The sequence below is a fragment of the Flexithrix dorotheae DSM 6795 genome, from assembly GCF_000379765.1.
Taxonomy (GTDB): domain Bacteria; phylum Bacteroidota; class Bacteroidia; order Cytophagales; family Flammeovirgaceae; genus Flexithrix; species Flexithrix dorotheae.
This window is the reverse complement of record NZ_KB903450.1, coordinates 1-20,247: the sequence shown is the minus strand read 5'-3', so window position 1 is coordinate 20,247 and position 20,247 is coordinate 1. Positions and strand designations below refer to the sequence as shown.

Sequence of the window (20,247 nt, the reverse complement as noted above, 5' to 3'; positions counted from 1 at the left end):
TTAAGATTAAGCTTTGTTAATGATCGTTCAAGCATTCGCAAATACTTTTCTTGGGAACTTATAGTTCTACAAATCAGCTTTCAGGCAAACCATTATTATGGCCTGCTCACGAAATATTAATTACTGAAACTTATTAAAAATTACCAATAACTATTAACACTGTTGTTAAATAATTCAAAAAGTTAAAAAAAACACATGTACCCGATTTTTAACCGGTTTCACTTCATTACAATCATACTTCTGGCTTTAACAATTAATATTTTTGGACAAACGGAAAAAACTACTAAGGCTGTCAGGATTAATAATTCACCCAAAATTGATGGTATTTTAAATGAACTGGAATGGAGCCAGGCTCCTCAGGCTTCAGGATTTGTTCAAAAATCACCAATTCCAGGAGCCAAGGCATCCCTTGATACAAAAGTTACCATTTTATATGATAATACTTCCATTTATGTGGGAGCTATTTTGGAAGACGTTTCAAAAGATAGCATATTAAGAGAGATTACCAGAAGGGATAGCTGGGGAAATGCAGACGCTTTTGGAATTTACCTGGACACCTATAATAATGACCAGACAGCTTTTCAGTTCACGGTAACAGCAGCCGGAGTTCAATTAGATGCGACTATTTCCCCAATTAGAAATAGTTATAACTGGAATGCCGCATGGAAAAGTGCAGTATCTATAGATGATAATAACTGGTACGTGGAAATGGAAATTCCACTTTCAGCCATCAGATTTCCCAAAACCGACATTCAGGATTGGGGAATAAACTTCTACCGATCAATCCGCAGAAAGAATGAAACCCATTTCTGGAATGAAGTAGATCCTGAAATAAACGGATTTGTCAACCAGTTTGGATCTCTTTATGGCGTAACAGATTTGAAACCCCCTGTGAGATTACAGGTTTCTCCCTACGTTTCAACCTATGTGAATAAAACAAGTGGAGAACTTGGTCAACCAGCTACTTATTCGCAATCTTTCAACTATGGCCTTGATTTAAAATATGGCATTTCTGATGCTTTTACACTGGATATGATTTTAATACCTGATTTCGGGCAAGTACGATCTGATAATCAGGTATTAAACCTTTCTCCATTTGAGGTGAAATTTAGTGAAAACCGGCAGTTTTTCACCGAAGGAACAGAGTTATTTAATAAAGGAGGTATCTTTTATTCACGAAGAGTGGGAGGAACCCCAATTTTCAATGGAGATGTAGAAGACCAGCTTCAGGAAGGGGAAGAAATTGTTTCCAACCCTAATGAAAGTTCCTTATTAAATGCTACTAAAATTTCAGGCAGAACTTCTAAAGGATTAGGCTTGGGCATTTTCAATGCAGTTACTAATGAGATGTATGCTGAAGTGAGAAATGAAGGTGGAGAAACAAGAAAAATCATCACTTCTCCACTGGTGAATTATAATGTGATAGCTGTTGACCAGAGTTTAAAGAACAATTCTTATGTGTCTCTTGTAAATACCAATGTTACCCGAAGTGGTAATACCTATAACGCCAATGTAACGGCTACTGATTTTAATCTGGTGGACAAAACCAATACATTTGCAATTGGAGGAACTGGTGCGGTAAGCAATAAATTTGGAGGAAAGGAATTTGAAAAATCCGAACTCGGATTTAAATCCTCCCTCACCCTGGCCAAGGTGGGCGGTAATTTTAGATACAGCTATACCAACTATATAGAATCAGACACTTACGATCCGAATGACCTGGGCTATATGAGGGCCAATAATGAAGTAAGGCACTCAGGAAGAATAAGTTATAATATTTATAAACCGTTTGGAAAATTTCAGAGATTCTCAAGTAGTTTGAGATTAAATTATTCCCAGCTTTACAAACCAAATGTGTTTACCAGCTTCAATATAAGTGGAAGCCTTTCTGCTACCTTTAAAAATTTTATGAGCGCAGGATTTAGTGTAAGTGTTTTACCTGTAGAATCCTATGATTACTTTGAGCCAAGAGTTGAAGGGAAATATTTTACGAGACCTACACATAAAGGTTTAGGATCCTGGATGTCCACGGATTCAAGAAAAAGGGTAGCCTTTTCCGGAAACCTGAGTTATTACGAATATGATTTTATGGACCAATACTATGTGGGATTTGGTCTTTCCCCAAGATTTAGGGTAAACAACAAACTTTCCTTTTCGACTGGATTAAGTGCCAATACCAGATATCATAATGTTGGATATGTGTCCAAAAATGATGAGGAGGATCTGGTTAATTTTGGACTTCGGGATATTAATACACTCACGAATACAGTAACTACAAAATATACTTTTAACAACAGAATGGACCTTTTCTTTAATATGAGGCATTACTGGTCCACAGCAGAATATAAAGATTTCTTTGAATTGGGAGACCAGGGAAAATTATTAGAAAGTGACTATAACGAAATTCACGACAGGAATTTCAATGCTTTCAATATTGATATGGTTTATACCTGGTCGTTTGCCCCTGCAAGTGAGATTAGCGTAGTTTGGAAAAAAGCTATTCTAAACGATGAAGAGGCTATCATGGAAGGATATGGGAATAACCTTCAAAATACTTTTAATTCCCCGCAAAATGATAGCATTTCCATAAGAGTATTGTATTTATTAGATTATTCCATGCTGAAAAAGGCTAGGAAATCTAATCCTAACTTTAATAGTCCTATACTAGCAAGATTCAACGGATAGAATTACAGATAACTAAATTTTAAAGCCATGAATAAAAAATTAATTCATGGCTTTTTTGTTGAATAATATATATCCAAAATTTACAAGAAAACCGAATTGGTAATTTGGGTCATCATAATAATTAAGACTTACACTTAATGGACCTAACATACTGTTGAAAATTAAAGATGCTGCAGTCGCCCCATGAAAGTTATCCCAGTTACCTGTTTTAACGGCAGTTTGATTTTCCCCTTCCATCATGATGTTTTTGGCTACAAATCCGTAACCTTCCAATCGCATTTCAATATTGCGGAATATGGGTATAATACCAATCAGGCCGGATGCCGCATAGTTATAACCTCTAAAATTTTCCAGGAAAATAGTTTTACTATCAATTAATGGATTGAAGGAAGGTGCATTAATTAACGAAGACTGATAATTTACAAAAGTAGGCTGATTGGAAATTAATCCTTCCAAATGATACCCCAACCTGAATTTATTCCCAAAATATTGTTGTCTTCTGATTTTCAGAGCCACCCATTCCCGATCGTGTTGGGATAAACCTTCTCTTAATGAAGTTGTTCCCGGTTCATGGGTTTCAATTCCGGTAAAATATTTTAATGAAATATCAAACATTTTACCCTTTGAAGGAAATTGCTTGCGGTTTAAAGTATTGTTCTTAAAAACAGCAGACAGGACTACAGATTGGAATTGTGTTTCATCCAGTTCATCTGAGTTGGTAATTTCCCCACCATTAAAGTACTCATCATGATTATTAGTCACTCCTGCACCAATTACTACATTATTGCTATTAAATGTTGATCCAATATTCCCACCTATGTAATTATCTTTTCTAATGATAAAAGCACTTTCATTTCTGTTTTTTAGCACCAACTCTTTTACATCCGTATATTCCCATTTATTAATGATGCCTTCCAGTTCCAAATAAAATGGCAAGTTAGATGGGTAATGCGTTTTTATACTCGCTCTTCCGGAGGTATAGAATCGCCCTGCATAGGCATTGGCACTAAAATTATACAATGCACGGCCAAGAAAATCATAATCTAAACCAGCATAAATAGCACTTATACTTCGGGTAGACAAGTTTCCCCCAACTGAAAGTTTAACTTGCTTTTTAGGATTTACTTTTAAGTTGAAATTATATGAATCCAAAGTATCGTAAACAAATTCAGGATAAATTTCCCTGAAATATTCATTGGAAATCAATCGGTAATAACCTTTTCTTAACTGGTTAACACTTTGTTTTTCATTTTTAGGTTTCAATACACTTCGCACATATCCTTTCTGCCTGTTTTTCAGGCCTTCGATATCAATATAATTAATATTTTTTACCTCAAAATTCTCCAAATCACCAATTGAGAACCCTCCTAAATTGGATTTCCCTTGCACAACTGCTTTTACCAGCTTTCCATGTTGGATTTTAGTAGCAAAATAACCCAGTTCAATCATTTGGGCAGGTTTGGAAAAATCGAATGGAGAATATTCATCAAGCTGGGGTTCAATAAATACATCTCCCTCATTCAATAAGGATTGATCTGTATTATCAAGCAAAAAATATTTTAATGAATTGCTGATTAATTCTTCGTCATTTTCAAAAGGATATTCCTCAAAAGCTTTTGAAGATACATTTACCCCGATAATAATATCGGGATCAAACTCTTCCCGCATTACATCCACGGGAAAATTGTTATAAATTCCTCCATCATATAAATATTTCCCTTCAATTTTAATAGGTCTGAAAAATAGAGGAACTGTCATGGAAGCACGAACTGCATCATTCAAATTTCCTTTTTTCAAAACGATAGACTTTTGTGTGAAAATATCAGCAGCAATACAACGGAAAGGGATTGGCAAGTGATCAAAATCATAATTGGCAACTCTGGAAACCTGGTACAACCTTTCTGCAAGCGCAAAGTTTAAAGGGCTATCCTCAATTAGATTTGATTTTACAGAGGCCTGAAAATTAGAATCCAGGTTCAGGAAAAACGAAAACATTTCGGCTGAAGCCTTATCATCAACAAAGTAGGCATCTTTTACAATTTTACCGGATGACCAGGTTTGGAAATCTTCTGACAATACTATTTCTTCTATCTTTTTCGCTGAATATCCGGCTGCATAAAATCCTCCCACAATTGCACCCATAGATGTGCCGGTAATATAATCTACCTGAATATTATTTTCCTCCAGATATTTCAATACTCCAACATGGGCAATTCCTTTTGCGCCACCTCCACTTAATACCAAACCTACAGTTTTTCTTGGGGATTGAGCATTTATTGAAAAATATGATAAGAACTGGAATATCACCAAAATGGCGAAGAATAGTTTCATGCGTTTGGAGATGAAATGAATTCACCTTTCAAATGGTTATTTTAAAATTATCTATCTTAAAAGAATTAAGTCTGTAAATTGGAGATTCCAAAAATGAGCGCTAAAAAACAATTAACTTAAAACACTATAATTCAACAAGTTAAACACTACACCAATTTAAATTAGACCTTTCAATATTAAAATGAAAACGATTTTGATATTTTAAAGGTTTACCAAATGACAAATGAAATCTTAAGCTATGTCAAAAATTAACATTTTGATAACAGGAGGAACCGGCCTCATCGGTTCAAGACTAACCGAACTTCTTTTGGAAAAAGGCCATGGGGTCAGCTACCTTTCCCGCTCTAAAAAGCAGGGAGATGGATCGATAAATTATTACCATTGGGATCCATCGAAAGGCGAAATCGATCAGGAAGCTATTGATTCCGCTGATTATATTATTCATTTAGCAGGAGCAAGTGTAGCTGATAGCCGCTGGACGGATTCAAGGAAAAAGGTAATTCTAAAAAGCCGTCAGGAAACTGCCAGATTACTCTTTGATGGTATAAAAAACTCGGATAAGCAATTAAAAGGGTTTATATCTGCCTCCGGAATAGGCTACTATGGGTATACTGGAGATCAACTTATTGATGAAAGTGCTTCATTAGGGAATGACTTCCTGGCTAAGGTTTGTGAAAAATGGGAAGAAGAAAGCCTGCAAATCAAATCTCTTGGAATTAGGACAACTATCATAAGAATTGGTGTAGTACTGAGTGAAAAAGGAGGGGCTTTAAAAGAACTGATGACACCTGTTAAATTTTTTGTAGGAAGCCCTCTGGGTTCAGGGGAGCAATATATGTCGTGGATACATATCGATGATCTTTGCAAAATTTTTCTAAAGGCAGTGGAAGATGAAAGTATGGAAGGAGTTTATAATGGCGTGGCCCCATCCCCGGTTACCAATGAAGAAATGGTAGCCTCAATTGCCAAAACCCTGAAACGTCCGGTTTTTCCAATTAATGTTCCCGGAATAGCCCTGAAAATATTGTTGGGGGAAATGAGTGAGATTGTGCTAAAGGGTAGTAAAGTTTCCAGTAAAAAAATTGAAGCAGCTGGGTTCACTTTCGGTTATCCAAGTTTAAACGGAGCACTTAGTGACCTGCTCAATTAAGAAAGGATAAAAAATTAATCATCTGTTTTCTATAAGTGTTTTTTCAACTTTACTACCTTTAATTTTGCTAAATTTTAATGTTTAAAAATCATTAACTTTGAAAGATGAGGAGGAATTAACCATTTAATCAACATTTTCAAATAATGCCCAAAAATCCTTTAGTTTTTTTTCAGGAAAATATTGTCAGTTTTCAGAAAACAGCCCAGGAAAAGCAATCTGCCTTTAATCTTTTTTCCACGATAAGAACGATTTTCTTTATTCTCGCTTTGGTGCTTATAGTTTACCTTGCCAATGAAAGAGAAGCATTTCTAGTATTTACTACCCTGGTTGTTTCAGGGTTTTCTTTTGCCTTATTAATTAAAAAACATAATCAGATAAGGTTTGAGCGGGATTATTTCCAAAATTTGGTGCAGATAAATAAGGAAGAAATCCACAGGCTTGAAGGAAATTTTTCGAAAATTGAAAATGATGGTGCGGAATTCCAAAATCAACAACACAATTACTCTGGTGACCTGGATATTTTTGGTCATAATTCCCTCTTCCAGTTAATTAACAGGACTTCCACCAGTCCTGGAACTGAGGAATTAGCTAAATGGTTAAAATCCAAAAGTGAAATAAATGATATTTATGCAAGGCAGGAAAGTGTTAAAGAACTTGCGGATCAACCAGAATTGAGGCAGGATTTTCAAGCCAAAGGGGTATTTGGCATAAGAGATGGAAAAGAATTGGAGAAACTAATTGCATGGGTGAATGAAAAACCCCACTTTTCTAATAACCAACTGCTGGTTGTAGCCTCCTATTTTTTGCCGGTAATTACGGTAGCCTTAATAACTTTATACTTTTTACTGGATGATGCCCCTGAAATCTTATGGATTGGTCCACTTCTGGTCAACTTCTCTATTTTAGGTAAAATCCGAAAGGGAGTTTCTGCGCTTTGTGAGGAGACTGTGAAAAGTGCTAAAACTCTGAAAACTTTTGTAAAGCTGATTGAAGTAATTGAGGATAATGAATTTAAGTCAGGAAAATTAAAAAACCTACAGCATTTGCTTTCCCTGGAGAAATATAAAACATCTGATTTAATCAAAAAATTAAGCCGGGTTTTAACCAATCTGGAAGCCAGGGAAAACGCTTATTTTTATGTAACTGTAAATGTGGTTTTACTTTTTGAACTTTTCTGGGCGATAAGACTGGAGAGATGGAGATCCTATAACCAGGAAAATCTAAAAGTCTGGATGGAGGCAATTGCCGAATTTGATGCACTGAGCAGCCTTGCTGGTTTTGCCTATGCCAATCCTGAATACGTAATGCCGCTTATCAGCAGTGAGGAATATGCTTATAAAGCAGAATACCTTGGTCATCCTTTAATTCCCAAAAAAGAGCGGGTTTCCAATGATTTTCGCCTGACAGGACAAGGGAAAATCATTATGATTACCGGCTCAAATATGTCGGGGAAAAGTACATTTTTAAGGACATTGGGTGTAAATGCAGTTTTGGCATTTGCCGGAGCCCCTGTTGCTGCAAAAAAACTGGAATTATCATTATTTAATGTATTTACCAGCATGAGAACCCAGGATTCACTCGAAGAGCATACTTCGGGGTTTTATGCAGAGCTGAAGCGAATAAAAATGCTACTCTCGGAAATCGCCACAGGAGAAAATGTCTTCTATTTAATGGATGAAGTTTTAAAAGGCACCAATTCTCATGACAGGCATTATGGGGTAAAAACCATTATCAAAAAACTGGTGGAACAGAACTGCTTTGGGCTTTTATCCACACACGATTTGTCGCTTAGTGAACTTTCAAATGAATATCCGGAACAAATTATCAATAAGAGTTTTAACTGCAGTATAAAGGATAATAAGCTATCTTTTGATCACAAACTTCATGATGGTGTTTGCCAAAGTTTTAGTGCAAGCAAATTAATGGAAGGATTGGGAATTGTTTGAAAAATTCTGAATGTAACAATTGCAGTGATCCTATAATACAAATTAATAGGGCTCAGCATGATCTTTCATCTGGAAATTGCTTGTCATGGGAACTATGCACCGCAATCCGTTTTAACCAGGAAAATTTTTATCATCTAATTCCTCCGGTATGAATGGCAATTATAGTCTCACCTGATTTGAAAAATCCTTTCTTTATTAAATCATAAATACCAAACATCATTTTCCCGGTATAAATAAACTCCAGAGGGATTTTGTTATGCTTTTCAAACTTTTTCATAAACTCCTGTAGATCAGAGCCAGATTTGGCATAACCACCAAAATGGTAATCCATATTGATATCCCAATTCTTGTATATAGTTTGATTATACAGAAGTATTAAATTACTTACCTCGTCTTTCAAAAAGCCAGCCCCTTTCAAAGCGGCAAAGCCCAAAGCTTTTTTCTGATGATGAAGCCCTGCAATTATTCCCGCCAAAGTACCACCTGTGCCACAGGCGCAACAAATGTAATCGAAATCCTGATCGATATCAGCCACAATTTCTGCACAGCCTTTTACCGCCAGCGCATTGGAGCCTCCTTCGGGAATGAGATAAAATTTACCAAACCTTTCTTTTAATTCTCCAATCACTGAAGCCAGATTTTTTTGCCGGTATTTCTCCCGGTCCATATAGTGAAGGCGCATTCCACAGGATTTGGCAAAACTAAGAGTATCATTAAGTGGTTCATGTGGTTCACCCCTGATTACACCAATGGATTTGATATCGAATAATTTCCCGGCTGAAGCAGTTGCATAGATGTGATTAGAATAAGCCCCACCATAAGTGAGAATTTGATCAAACCCTTCTTTCCTGGCCTGTTCCAGGTTATATTTTAACTTTCTCCACTTATTCCCTGAAACTGTCGGGTGGATAAGGTCCTCCCTTTTGACATATAGATTTACTCCAAAATCCGCAATCTCAGGATCTTCGACTTTCTGGAGAGGTGTGTGGCTTATTGCTAATTTCAATGTGTTTATAGTTAAACTGGTGATAGAAATCAATTCTGATTCAAAAATAGTTTAAAACCCTTAAAAGCTGTAAAAGGAAAAATTTATAAGAATTTACGATTTTTATTATTTTTTCTGAAATAATTGTCCTTTTAAATCCAACAAATTAATTTGAATAATATCAATCCCTTAAAATTTTATGCTCCATCCCTTTCTAAAAAAGTTACAAGTTTTATTCGAAAATCATACAAATACGGAAAAAGCCGTTTTTCAAAAAAAATATCTTAAGAATCAGTTTGAATTTTATGGATTAACCGCTCCGGAAAGGAAATCAATAATAAAAATTTACCTGAAAGCAGAAGGTTTACCTCCTTTTAATCAAATGAAAGATATCATCAGAAATGCCTACCAACAGCCTCAGCGGGAATTCCATTATTTTGCCATCGAATTTATGGAGAAATACCAAAAGCATCTTTTACCTGAACACCTGGCTCTTTGCAAATTCTTGATCACTACGCATTCCTGGTGGGATACAGTAGATTTTATTGCCTCCCACCTGGTCGGTGGATTGGCTAAAAAACACCCGGCTATTTCTTCAGAAATGAACAATTGGATTGAGGATGAAAATATGTGGATCAATCGAACTGCTCTTTTATTCCAATTAAAATTTAAGAAAAACACAGATAAGCAAAAGCTTTTTTCCTATTGCCATATCCAATCTGATTCCAATGAATTCTTCATAAAAAAAGCTATTGGATGGGCTTTAAGGGAATATTCAAAGACTGACCCTGAATCTGTGATTCAATTTATTGAAACCCATGAATTAAAACCTTTAAGCATGAAAGAAGGGCTCAAATGGCTAAATAAAAAAGGGGATTTGGAGCAATAAAAATCACCATTTAATTTTTCCTTACATTAAAAAAATGTCGCTTAACCGGAATTATCTTTTAACTTTTTACGGTTTTATTACTTTACAATTTCCACTCAGTAATTTTCCTCACATATGATTTAAAGTATTTGTGCTTTTAGTTACCAAACTAACAAAACAGACAAATACTTCATGAAATTTTTTAAACCTGCATTTAAAATCTTAATGGTTTTATTTTGTGCTTTTTCCAGTACAATATTAACCGCCCAAAACAAAGGTAAAGTTGAAATAAACATTGCCCCAAATAATATCCAAACCATCCCTGTGCCTGTGGATAGCTTCGGAATCATCATTGTTCAGGAAAATAGGGAACTGAAAAATGCCAAGGAAAGAGAACTGATTATCAATCGGTTTGATAAGCATTTTGCCAAACGGTGGACATCTTCCATTTTTATCAATAAGAAATTTGAACTTGCCCAGTACAAATTCGATGGAGAGGAATTATTTATGGTTTATTCCACCGTTGGGGAAAAACAGTTTGATGTCATAAAAGTGACTCCGGGAAATGGCAAAGTGAAACAAACTACTTTTTTCACTTTGCCAAATGTCATGTTTTATGATATGGAAGTTTTACAGGGAAAGGTATTTTTAGTTGGTGCCCAATATAGAAAATCTGTGTTATTTCAACTCGACCTTGAAACAAAAGGAAGCAAATTGCTTAACACCAACCTGGGTAGAAGTGGAAGCATCATAAAAAGTCTGGCTGTGCATCAATCTACCCATACGGTACATGCTACTTTAGCACACATACATCCTAAAAAAACAGAAATGACCATACGTTCTTTTGATGCAAAAGGTAAGGGTTTAGCAGATGAGTTGATAATTCCCCAACACAAGCATAAGTTTCTGGAGGCGGAATTTGTGGAATTACAAAACAATCGTAAAATAATTGTAGGTACTTATACCGGAAAGAATTCTACCAAAGCACTTGGTTATTTTTATCATCATCTCGATGGAAACGAAACAAAATATTACCCCTTTCAGGATAAAGAACAATTGAAAAACTACACCTCCATCAACCGTGTCTTTACTATCAGGAATAAAATCATGATTATTACCGAAAACTATGATTTTGTTTATTCGAAAGGCTTACCTCAAACTCCCCGGATTTACTCCGATCCAAATTACAGTTTTAATAATGTTTGGGCCATTAATAACTTAAGTTATACACAAACCCGAATGGATGTTTTTACAGAAAGGCTGATGGAAATTGGGGGTTATCAAATTAAAAAATTAAACATTACCAGCATTTCAGAAGATGGAGCAGTTAATTGGGAGAAAAGCCTAATCCCAGAAAGCGAAGAGGTTTCTAAAAAATTTAAAAGGTACCATGTTTTTAATCAGGGAGAATCGATGGCATTTTTAAATAACCTGAATGGCAATATTCACCGGTTAAATTTAAATAATCATTCTCTGGACTTTGAAAATTACAATTTACATACAGATAAAGATGGCAACCTTGCCATCCCAACTGGTTTAGTAAGTGCCACTTACTGGTATGGCAATTATTTCCTGAATATAGTGGTTAAAGGAGATAATCCTTTCAACAGTAAAAAATTACAAGAAACAACCTTATTACTCTCCAAGGTAAAAGGTTAATGCATTTTCAAACCTCAAAAAGCCGGCATTTCATCAGAATGCCGGCTTTTTTTGTTGATAAATTTCTGCATTTAATTGATATAAAAGGAAGTCCCACTTTAGTCAGTTCTCACTTCATTGAAATTTCACTCCTGTTTGTAGAAAATATTTCCCGATCTGCCAATACCGTCTTTCCTTAGCCATATCAGAAATTAAATAATCAACAACTAAAACTATATTTTAAGTTATGAAAAATGCATTGAAAAGGAAGAGTATCGGAATAGGCTTATTTTTTATTATGCTTATCTCTGTAGCCGCTTCAGTAGCCCAAAAACAATTCGACCGAAAAGCATTAAAAGAAGAGTTGAAAGCCTATTTCGAGGAAAACATCAAACCTGTACTCCAAGAAAAAAGGGCACAATTGGAGGTTGAACTCTCTGCGGCTGAGAAGGACCAAATTGAAAACATCCGTTCCCAAATGGAATCGGATAAAGAAAAGATTAGAGAAATGAGAGCAAAACGATCATCTGACGAGCTTTCTGATGCAGAATTATTAGAACGGAGAGAAATGCTGAAGGAACACCGGAAGTTTATGGATAAAGCCTGGGTCATTGTGGATAATCATGAAGGCACTTTCGATAAAATAATGGTTGATCTGGCACAAAATAGAAAAACCTGGCAGGAAGATATCCATGCCATTTTGGAAAAATACAAAGAAGACATGGATGAAATCGAAGAAAGGAGAAAAGACGGGAGAGGAAATGGTAGTGATCATCGTGGAGAAGGCCGTAAAGGAGGGAAAAGATTTGGTGGCAGGAATGCAGGAATGCCTCATAAAATGATGATGCTGGAAAAGTCGGATGTAATGTTTTTGCTGTGGGACGGAGAAAGTGATTTTTTTGGTGGTAGAGGAGATAGAGACCGGGCAAACCAGAATATTTTAATTTTCCCAAACCCCGGAACCGATAATACTCAAATTGAATATGCAATTGAAACAGCGGGGAATGTCACAATCACTATTCATAACAAGCAGGGAGAGCTTGTAAAATCAGTAATAAATGAAGAAAAACAGGCCGGAACATATACCCAGGATTTAGATATTAGTGATCTTGAAAATGGTCTTTATTTCTATAAAATCATTTCCACAGACGGAACTGTCACCAAAAGGTTTATCAAGAAATAATTAGCAAAATCAAATAAATTATTCTGACCCAAAAAAAGTCCTGGCAATATTTGCCAGGACTTTTTTATATTTTTTCTTCAAAAATCAAGAACTTTTTTTCCGAATATTTTTAGCCACCAATGTGGGCATTTCTATATGGAGTAATAAATTTCTGGTTACACTTTCGTCCAGATTTCCCACAAATTCCCGATTATCCGGGTGAACAATTAATAAATCTGCATTTTCAGCCTGAATAAATTCTTTTATTCCCGCCTCAACGCTATCATTAGCACGAACCTGAAAATTAAGTTGTTCAATGGTGCTGAACCAATAATAATTCTCCAGAAGTTTTTGATTCTGGCCTGCTCTTTTTTGCTCGGTAGCATCCGTAGAGGTGATTTGTACACATACCAGTGAGGCTTCAATTTTCTCGGAAAAAGCCAGCATTTCATCAATTACCGGAATATCATCTTTATCGAAAACTGTAGCATAAACCACCTTATCGTAGGGCTTAAAAGTACTTTCCAAAGGAATCACCAGCACCGGGGTTTCTACCTGGCTGGTCACATTGGTGGTAATACTTCCCCAACTCTGTTCATCAGAGCCTCTTTCCCCCTGAGTTCCCATAATGATCAAATTGAATTGGTCACCTTCACTCAGGGTTTTAATACTATCTGAAGGCAATCCCTCCCCCATCGAAGTATTTATTTCCACTGGTTTACCGGTTTGCTCGTAGGTATATTCGGCAAATTGCAAAGCCACTCTGGAAAGCTTACTATGCAAATCTGATTTCCTTTCCCGCAATATATCATTTGCCATACCAGAATCCATTTCACTAACCGATACATAAAGGCTATGGTAAAGTGTTATGGTAGAATTAAATTTCTGAGCAAAATTTACCGCATATTTTACTGCATTTAATGATGTTTTGGAAAAATCGATGGGAACAAGAATTGAAAACATAGCTTTTACTTTTTATTTCTTTCCTAAGTTACAAATTTTTTATTGCTTCAAACACCCCAAATACCTGATCTTTACTTTTCACTACCAAAACCGGAGCATCGGTTTGCAATCTTATTAATCGCTCAGCAAAGCTTCCTAAAAATAGAGATGAAGTATAAGACATTCCTTTGGCCCCTAATACAATGAGGTTAGCCTGTAAACTTTCCGCTGTTTTATTTATCAATTTTGCAGGCTGCTCATTTTTATCCAGGGTGTAGAGCGGAATTACCTGAGCCTTAATATCGGGAAATTTTTCCAGAAATTCACTATGCCTTTTCTTGGAATGATTTTTCATTATCCCGGCAATGGTATCGAATGACTTCCCCGATTTATGATAACCGGTAGGAACAGCATAAATATGCTGGCTGTAGATCGTTACACCAGGCACCAGGTTGGCCATATTTAAAATACGTTCGAAAGCCAGCTCTGAGTTATTAGAGTAGTCGTTACATAGTAAAATATTTTCCAGATTCAATTCTGCTTTTTGTGGCACAATTAATACAGAGCATCTCGACCTTCGGGTAAATCTGGTTAAAAACACCCCACTTATTTTTTCTTTCTTTCTTCCTAAAATAAAAAGATCAGTTTCTTTAATTTTAGACCAATGCAAAGCCTGGCCCAACCTAGAACCTTCCGCCACCAGATATTCTATTTCAAAATTTTCATAAGAACTGAAATGTTCTTTCACGGAAGAAATCATTTCCTCTCTTAGGATTTCATCAAAAGGCTGGGAATTGTCGTAAATTTCCTGCTTTACTTCATCCGGAATATCCAGACTCTGCTGAAAGTGAATGAAATAAATTTTTTCAGGTTCCACCAACTTGCTGATAAACTCAGTATATTTAATTACTGTTTTATCAATTTCTGTAAAGTCCAGCCCAACCATTATCCTTTTAAGCTTCGCCATATCGCATTTATTTTGTAAAGAAGAGCCTCAAGACTGGAGGTCGGTTTCCACCTGTGTTGTCAACTCTTTTCAAACAGTTATTTAATTGTTTCTGTAAAAATTCAACAAGAATTTAATCTTTAATAATAATTAAAATTCTTGAGTGCAAAGTTAACTTTAATTTCATGAAATTATCATACCTTTGCGCTCCTTTTCAAAAGGAGTAACCAAAATTATTTAAACAACTGATTACAAGTGAATTAACATGCTTAATTTAAAAGAAATATTTTCCGTTTCAATAATTTTATTTTCGGTGATTGATATAGTAGGATCTATACCAATTATCATTGATTTAAGAAACAAATCAGGAAAAATTGAGTCCTTTAAAGCGACTCTTGTTGCGGGTGTGATTATGGTGGTTTTCCTGTATCTGGGAAAATCAATTCTCAATCTCTTCGGGCTGGATGTGGAATCTTTTGCCCTTGCAGGAGCTCTTATTATTTTTTTATTGGGAATGGAAATGGTATTAGGAAAGGATTTATTTAAAACAGAAGCCAATCCTAAAACCACCTCTATTGTTCCTTTGGCATTTCCGCTTATTGCCGGTGCAGGAACCATGACAACCATCCTCACCTTAAGGTCGGAATATCATCATTTCAATGTACTTATAGGGATATTAATCAACCTCCTTTTGGTATTTCTGGTGTTAAAGACTTCTACCTGGATTGAGAAAAAACTGGGTAGAGCAGGAACAGATATTTTAAGAAAAGTATTTGGAATTATTTTGCTGGCCATTGCCATTAAAATATTCAAGTCAAACCTTCAGTTTTAGGGTTAATATTGATGATGAAAATCATTTAAAAACCACTGGTTTGGTCATGGAAATTGGATAAAAAGTGGGGTAATATAAGGTATGAAATCAGAAGATAAAACGGATTTCATATTAACCTTAAAATTCATTTACCATGACTACCTTTTTAAATACACTCGGCTTTCCCGGAGTTATCATAGGTCTGATACTAATGGTAATTGGGATGATATACCTGTTAAAATACTTAATTCATAGACAGGAAAAACAACTCCTGAAGTACCACCCTGAAAGCAACACCTTAAGCAAAAAATATCCTGGTGTAGACTTGGAAAATTATAGAGGATTGATTTTTAAACTTGGTTTAATTCTTTCTCTGGCATTTGTTTTGGCAGTTTTCGAATACCCTACTTTTGAAGAGGATACTCTTGTAGAATTGCAGGGAGAAAGAGCTGAGTACGATGAAATGCAGGAAATTCCTCCCACAGAACACAAGCCTCCTCCACCCCCCAAAATCATGCACCCGGAAATCGTAGAAGTACCTAATGAAGAGGAAATAGAACAGGAAATTGAAATTGACCTGGATGTAGAAGCGGATGAAGAAGCTGTGGTAGAAGAAGTTCAGGAAATTTTAGTAGAGGAAGATGTTGATGAAGAGGAGGAGTTTGAAGAAATTTTTCAAATTGTGGAAGATCCTGCTGAACCTATTGGGGGTTATAAAGCTTTTTATGCCTTTGTTGGGGAAAACCTGAAATATCCAAGGAAAGCCCTTGACCTCAGTGTGGAAGGTAGAGTCTATATCAAGTTTGTTGTGGACAAAGATGGTTCGTTAACCAACCTGCAAATTGCCAGGGGAATCGGTGCTGGCTGTGATGAAGAAGCCCTGAGAGTGATGAGCAAAGCACCTAAATGGAAACCTGGCAAGCAAAGAGGTAGAGCCGTGAGACAACAGATGGTTATTCCAATAGTATTTAAATTAATCGCTATGTAAAAGGTGATAAATTGTGTGTTTTATAATTATGGTTAAGGACAAAAAGCCCCGTGGTGGGGCTTTTTTTATAACATTATCCAAAAAACAACCCCCAGAATCAACCTCAAAATGAAGCAATTCCCGGGGGTTATAATAACTTTTCTAATTGGACTATTCCTCCGGCATCACTGGAGCTTTGTTTCCTCCGAAGTTTAAAGGTAAATGCAAACCAAAATATGGCATTACATAATTACCCACATCAAAAGAGCCATCTTCCTGTTTTGAAAAAGTCCAGTAATAATCAATACCAGCAGCAATAAATTTATTCACTTTATAAACTGCTCTCACTTTTGCCAATGATCTGTTGTCAAGCGTGAAAGCATCATTTAAGTTAATTAAATCACCTTTTATATAAGAACCATCCAGGGTTAATTTATCAAATAAATCAACGGCCTGGGCCCTTAAGGTCACAGTAGCAGGGTTTCCTTCCCCCAGTTCATCTGGTAATACCAAACTTCCGCTCAACCTGATTTTATTTACTAAAGTAGCAGTAAGTGAACCGTAAATTCCCTTCATGGCCCTTGCCTGTGTAAGACTTAATAATTTATCATTTTTATTGATTTCATAAATGGCATCAAAAAACTGAGGCATGAAGTAATCTGAATACCAAAGCCTGTCAATTCTGGCATCCATGTTAAATACCTGCCCAATGAAATTTACCTTGGCATTTAATCCCACACTAAGTCCATCTCCTGTCTTGTAATTTTGCTGGAAAGCATCCCCGTTTAAGGCCAGGTAATTGGTTAGGGAATCAGATGTATTTTTCAGTAATTTGGCATACTGCACAGAACCAAAAACTGAAATGAAAGGAATTTTCAAAAAAGTGACACCCATATCTGCACTCCAGGTTTTTACGCCATCCTTAATAAATTCATTTCCTCCCTCAATTTTGTTGTCTCCTTCTTCATATAAAACCTGAGTAGTTTGGTCGAAATCAGTGATATAACTTCCCCCCATTTCCATAGATCTCAGTACTGGAATAGGCATTTTGGCAAAAGGACGGATGTATGGACGAAGTGCCAAAAGATTCCTTGAACTGAAATCAAAATCACTATACAAACCTTCTAAACCAAATAATTTAGATGGACGGATATCGAAACTACCCCCAATTTTCCTTCTTTCGTAACTGGTGCTGTTAGTATAGTTGTTCAATAAAATTCCATAACCGATGTAAGAATTGGTTAAAGTTCCCGCTCTCAAATAAACCGGATCTCTTTCTTTTACTCCGTACCTAAAATACTGGATCATTCTTAAAATTCCCGTTCCGTTTTTAAATTCTTCCGTCCTGAATGAGTAATCATCCATATTAAAGAATACAGGGATATCAAGTCCTGCTCCAATTTTCCCAATAGCAATTTCAGGCTGCAGTCTGGTTCCCACAAATCTTTGGTCACCGATTTGGGTAATTCCAAAATTGGCTCTAAACACATTCATACTATCCATCATGTTTAAAGCATCCCCTGAGAAATCCTCTCTTTGAGTATTTGAATCCTTATTTTTCTTTGGCTTTTCATCATCCGAGAAGTAGCTGGATGCATAATCCGTAGTTTCTTCATCCTGCCCAAACAATGATAATGACATCACGGAAAGAAGGGAAAACAGAAAAAGAATTTTTTTTGATAATAATCTTTTCATAGAAATAAGTGCTAGGTTATTGTAAACTGGCTTCAATTGGAATAGAGTTATAAAACCCTATCCTAAATTGTTTTTATAATTAATTTTTTAGCTGGTCAGGTTTATAGACCTGGCCTTAAAAACGAGGGATTAACACTAGCATTTTAATTTCCGTCCTGAAATGGATTTTTTGTAAAGGAGAAACAGAATGGAGAAATGTATTTTCTGGAAGAAAATGATAGAAAAATGATTAATATTGAACGAATTAAATAAAATATGGGAACTGGTAAATTTTCCCTTAAAAAAATAAACTACTGATATTTAAAACCTAAAGCTTCAAAAGCACTATAATGAACTACCGTATAAAATTTCTCTTCATTTTTATTTTATTCCTTTCAATTAGCGCCAAAAGAGGGAATTCCATCCTGGTAAGTGATGTAAGATTAGTGTATTCAACGGTATTGGGCAAGCATTCTGATTTTAAGGAAATTACCCTTTCGAACAACAATACTAAGGAATTTGAAATCCTTTCCTTCCAGATTAGCGGTACAAATGCTTCTTCATTTAAACTTAGGGAACCAGAAACGAAAATACTTTCAAGGAATAATAAGGCTAAAATTGCGGTGCAGTTCACCCCTTCAAAAATTGGGATAGAAGAAGCCAGGCTAACCATCGAAATACAAGGTGAAAAACCAATTGAAATCACTTTAATGGGACTTGGAACCAAAGGACTGGAAGGAAAAAATGAACCTCCTCTTGCCGATGCTCTCAAAGTTCTTGGATTTAAAATAGATATTGGCTGGACTTCACTTGGAAACCATACCAATCCGGAGCTTATCGGGGAAGAGATTTCTGCCCAGCAATTTAAAAAAGCTAAAAAAGGACCAGTAAGCATTATACCTGTTGCCCGATACTCTCCTGATTTTATTTTACCCTTTGGTTATTACCTCAATAATGAAGAAAATATGCCCGAACTAAAAGAAATCGGGATTTTAGCCAAAGCCGATGAAGACGGACATGAGCATCAAATCCTTTACCCCAGATTAGAAAAAGGAAACCAATCATTTGATCCGGGAAAAACCATTTTTGGAATATATACCACAAGCCCTTCCCATACTGCCTACACTGAGGATTATTGGAATGAAAAGCTCTTCCCTACTCATGCTATCCATGCAGTGAGGACCTATCCACTAAAAGATGAGGCTGGCAAGGTAATTAAAAATGCATATCTGATTTGTTTTGAAGAAGCCAAAAACGGGGATTATCAGGATTATGTGTTCGCTATATACAATATTGTTCCTGTGGAGAAATAAGAAAGGTGAATAAAAAAACTCAGCTTTTGAGGGCTGAGTTTTTTAAAATTACTTTCCACTTTTATTCATAAAACAATGTTCCTCAATGGCTGCTTTGGCCTCCTCCGAACCCATCTCCTGAGCCTTTTTAAAATCCCTGCATGCATCAAAATTATCCTTAAGGCTTAATTTAAGCAGTCCCCTTCTATAGTAAACTTCCGGGTCCTGAGCATACAAATCAATCGAATTACTGTAATCTTCCACAGCCCCCATATAATCCATCAGCTGAGTTTTAGCATATGCTCTGTTATCGTAATAAGTCGCATTTTGATTATTAATTTCAATAGCTTTGGTAAACTTGACAACTGCCACGTCATAAATATCCTGCTTTAAATAGGTTAAACCCAGATTATTATACAATCCTGCATTATTTTCATCAAGGGTAAGTGCCTTTTTATAAGCATTTCCCGAGGCTTTGTAATCTGTTAAGTAATAATAAGCATCGCCCATGTTTTCAAATTTTACTGGGTCAAGTGTATCCAGACTGGTTGCAACCTTAAAATCCTTAAGGGCAAGCTCCATACTATCCATACTGTAGTAGGGTGTACGAAAAACATCCCAATTATGCCGCCATTTTTCCATATTTTGCGATTTGGATAACCTGATTCCATTTTGCACTTTTCTTAGTTATTCTTAATTTCAGGATAGCCTGAGCCCCTTTTTTTGACCATCTTTGTCCTGACAGTTTCAGCCTTTTTTGGATGACCTCTTTATGGGCTGATTCTATGGCACCACTGCCTATCAATAATTTTTTATCTTTATAAAAACCATAATACATGCGCTCCTGATT

At 35.9% G+C, this 20,247-nt stretch carries 15 protein-coding genes and 1 pseudogene; 9 read left to right on the top strand and 7 right to left on the bottom strand.

Annotated elements, in window-relative coordinates; translation table 11 throughout:
• The first annotated feature begins 195 nt into the window (after positions 1 to 195).
• A complete protein-coding gene (locus A3EM_RS43135; protein WP_020530167.1) occupies positions 196 to 2,685 on the top strand; it encodes a DUF5916 domain-containing protein in 2,490 nt (829 codons plus the stop codon).
• Between the two features lie 39 nt (positions 2,686 to 2,724).
• Here A3EM_RS43135 and A3EM_RS0120730 read toward each other — a convergent pair whose 3' ends face one another.
• Entirely contained in the window at positions 2,725 to 5,016 is a 2,292-nt protein-coding gene (locus A3EM_RS0120730) for a patatin-like phospholipase family protein (protein WP_020530166.1), read from the bottom strand.
• 238 nt (positions 5,017 to 5,254) lie between these two features.
• Between A3EM_RS0120730 and A3EM_RS0120725 the strand changes: the two genes are divergently transcribed.
• Together A3EM_RS0120725 and A3EM_RS0120720 are read left to right on the top strand one after the other, a co-directional pair.
• The gene (locus tag A3EM_RS0120725) at positions 5,255 to 6,166 is read left to right on the top strand and encodes a TIGR01777 family oxidoreductase (RefSeq protein WP_020530165.1); all 912 of its coding nucleotides are present in this window, start codon (positions 5,255 to 5,257) and stop codon (positions 6,164 to 6,166) included.
• A 143-nt stretch (positions 6,167 to 6,309) separates the two neighbouring features.
• Positions 6,310 to 8,112 (top strand): MutS-related protein, encoded by a 1,803-nt coding sequence (locus tag A3EM_RS0120720; protein ID WP_020530164.1) that lies wholly within the window; start codon positions 6,310 to 6,312, stop codon positions 8,110 to 8,112.
• A 130-nt stretch (positions 8,113 to 8,242) separates the two neighbouring features.
• Here A3EM_RS0120720 and A3EM_RS0120715 read toward each other — a convergent pair whose 3' ends face one another.
• A complete protein-coding gene (locus A3EM_RS0120715; protein ID WP_245576526.1) occupies positions 8,243 to 9,118 on the bottom strand; it encodes a 1-aminocyclopropane-1-carboxylate deaminase/D-cysteine desulfhydrase in 876 nt (291 codons plus the stop codon).
• A gap of 178 nt (positions 9,119 to 9,296) precedes the next feature.
• Here A3EM_RS0120715 and A3EM_RS0120710 point away from each other — a divergent pair, with 178 nt between their 5' ends.
• The 3 genes from A3EM_RS0120710 to A3EM_RS0120695 all read left to right on the top strand — a co-directional run bounded on the left by A3EM_RS0120710 (position 9,297) and on the right by A3EM_RS0120695 (position 12,786).
• Positions 9,297 to 9,986: a DNA alkylation repair protein gene (locus tag A3EM_RS0120710; protein WP_020530162.1), complete on the top strand. Its 690-nt coding sequence runs from the start codon at positions 9,297 to 9,299 to the stop codon at positions 9,984 to 9,986.
• A gap of 171 nt (positions 9,987 to 10,157) precedes the next feature.
• On the top strand, positions 10,158 to 11,624 hold the full coding sequence (locus A3EM_RS0120705; protein WP_020530161.1) for a hypothetical protein: 1,467 nt from the start codon (positions 10,158 to 10,160) through the stop codon (positions 11,622 to 11,624).
• Between the two features lie 226 nt (positions 11,625 to 11,850).
• A complete protein-coding gene (locus A3EM_RS0120695; RefSeq protein ID WP_020530159.1) occupies positions 11,851 to 12,786 on the top strand; it encodes a T9SS type A sorting domain-containing protein in 936 nt (311 codons plus the stop codon).
• 84 nt (positions 12,787 to 12,870) lie between these two features.
• Here A3EM_RS0120695 and A3EM_RS0120690 read toward each other — a convergent pair whose 3' ends face one another.
• Together A3EM_RS0120690 and A3EM_RS0120685 are read right to left on the bottom strand one after the other, a co-directional pair.
• Entirely contained in the window at positions 12,871 to 13,728 is an 858-nt protein-coding gene (locus A3EM_RS0120690; RefSeq protein WP_020530158.1) for a universal stress protein, read from the bottom strand.
• 28 nt (positions 13,729 to 13,756) lie between these two features.
• Positions 13,757 to 14,674: a universal stress protein gene (locus A3EM_RS0120685; protein WP_020530157.1), complete on the bottom strand. Its 918-nt coding sequence runs from the start codon at positions 14,672 to 14,674 to the stop codon at positions 13,757 to 13,759.
• Positions 14,675 to 14,918: 244 nt separating this feature from the next.
• Here A3EM_RS0120685 and A3EM_RS0120680 point away from each other — a divergent pair, with 244 nt between their 5' ends.
• Together A3EM_RS0120680 and A3EM_RS0120675 are read left to right on the top strand one after the other, a co-directional pair.
• Positions 14,919 to 15,485 (top strand): MarC family protein, encoded by a 567-nt coding sequence (locus tag A3EM_RS0120680; RefSeq protein WP_020530156.1) that lies wholly within the window; start codon positions 14,919 to 14,921, stop codon positions 15,483 to 15,485.
• A 133-nt stretch (positions 15,486 to 15,618) separates the two neighbouring features.
• On the top strand, positions 15,619 to 16,452 hold the full coding sequence (locus tag A3EM_RS0120675; RefSeq protein ID WP_020530155.1) for an energy transducer TonB: 834 nt from the start codon (positions 15,619 to 15,621) through the stop codon (positions 16,450 to 16,452).
• A 150-nt stretch (positions 16,453 to 16,602) separates the two neighbouring features.
• Here A3EM_RS0120675 and A3EM_RS0120670 read toward each other — a convergent pair whose 3' ends face one another.
• Positions 16,603 to 18,126 (bottom strand): hypothetical protein, encoded by a 1,524-nt coding sequence (locus A3EM_RS0120670; RefSeq protein ID WP_020530154.1) that lies wholly within the window; start codon positions 18,124 to 18,126, stop codon positions 16,603 to 16,605.
• Between the two features lie 329 nt (positions 18,127 to 18,455).
• Between A3EM_RS0120670 and A3EM_RS0120665 the strand changes: the two genes are divergently transcribed.
• A complete protein-coding gene (locus A3EM_RS0120665; protein WP_020530153.1) occupies positions 18,456 to 19,418 on the top strand; it encodes a hypothetical protein in 963 nt (320 codons plus the stop codon).
• Between the two features lie 48 nt (positions 19,419 to 19,466).
• On the opposite strand, the gene A3EM_RS0120660 is transcribed toward A3EM_RS0120665, so the two are convergent.
• Together A3EM_RS0120660 and A3EM_RS43130 are read right to left on the bottom strand one after the other, a co-directional pair.
• Positions 19,467 to 20,039, bottom strand: a complete 573-nt coding sequence (locus A3EM_RS0120660; protein WP_083925284.1) for a tetratricopeptide repeat protein — start codon at positions 20,037 to 20,039, stop codon at positions 19,467 to 19,469.
• Positions 20,020 to 20,247: pseudogene (locus A3EM_RS43130) on the bottom strand (hypothetical protein); the annotation flags it as partial. The pseudogene A3EM_RS43130 and the gene A3EM_RS0120660, both read right to left, overlap by 20 nt.

Bases quoted from the DNA above. Each gene is read 5' to 3' on its own strand.
- A3EM_RS43135 (WP_020530167.1), top strand. From the start codon at position 196: ATGTACCCGATTTTTAACCGGTTTCACTTCATTACAATCATACTTCTG.
- A3EM_RS0120730 (WP_020530166.1), bottom strand. From the start codon at position 5,016: ATGAAACTATTCTTCGCCATTTTGGTGATATTCCAGTTCTTATCATAT.
- A3EM_RS0120725 (WP_020530165.1), top strand. From the start codon at position 5,255: ATGTCAAAAATTAACATTTTGATAACAGGAGGAACCGGCCTCATCGGT.
- A3EM_RS0120720 (WP_020530164.1), top strand. From the start codon at position 6,310: ATGCCCAAAAATCCTTTAGTTTTTTTTCAGGAAAATATTGTCAGTTTT.
- A3EM_RS0120710 (WP_020530162.1), top strand. From the start codon at position 9,297: ATGCTCCATCCCTTTCTAAAAAAGTTACAAGTTTTATTCGAAAATCAT.
- A3EM_RS0120705 (WP_020530161.1), top strand. From the start codon at position 10,158: ATGAAATTTTTTAAACCTGCATTTAAAATCTTAATGGTTTTATTTTGT.
- A3EM_RS0120695 (WP_020530159.1), top strand. From the start codon at position 11,851: ATGAAAAATGCATTGAAAAGGAAGAGTATCGGAATAGGCTTATTTTTT.
- A3EM_RS0120690 (WP_020530158.1), bottom strand. From the start codon at position 13,728: ATGTTTTCAATTCTTGTTCCCATCGATTTTTCCAAAACATCATTAAAT.
- A3EM_RS0120685 (WP_020530157.1), bottom strand. From the start codon at position 14,674: ATGGCGAAGCTTAAAAGGATAATGGTTGGGCTGGACTTTACAGAAATT.
- A3EM_RS0120680 (WP_020530156.1), top strand. From the start codon at position 14,919: ATGCTTAATTTAAAAGAAATATTTTCCGTTTCAATAATTTTATTTTCG.
- A3EM_RS0120675 (WP_020530155.1), top strand. From the start codon at position 15,619: ATGACTACCTTTTTAAATACACTCGGCTTTCCCGGAGTTATCATAGGT.
- A3EM_RS0120670 (WP_020530154.1), bottom strand. From the start codon at position 18,126: ATGAAAAGATTATTATCAAAAAAAATTCTTTTTCTGTTTTCCCTTCTT.
- A3EM_RS0120665 (WP_020530153.1), top strand. From the start codon at position 18,456: ATGAACTACCGTATAAAATTTCTCTTCATTTTTATTTTATTCCTTTCA.
- A3EM_RS0120660 (WP_083925284.1), bottom strand. From the start codon at position 20,039: ATGGAAAAATGGCGGCATAATTGGGATGTTTTTCGTACACCCTACTAC.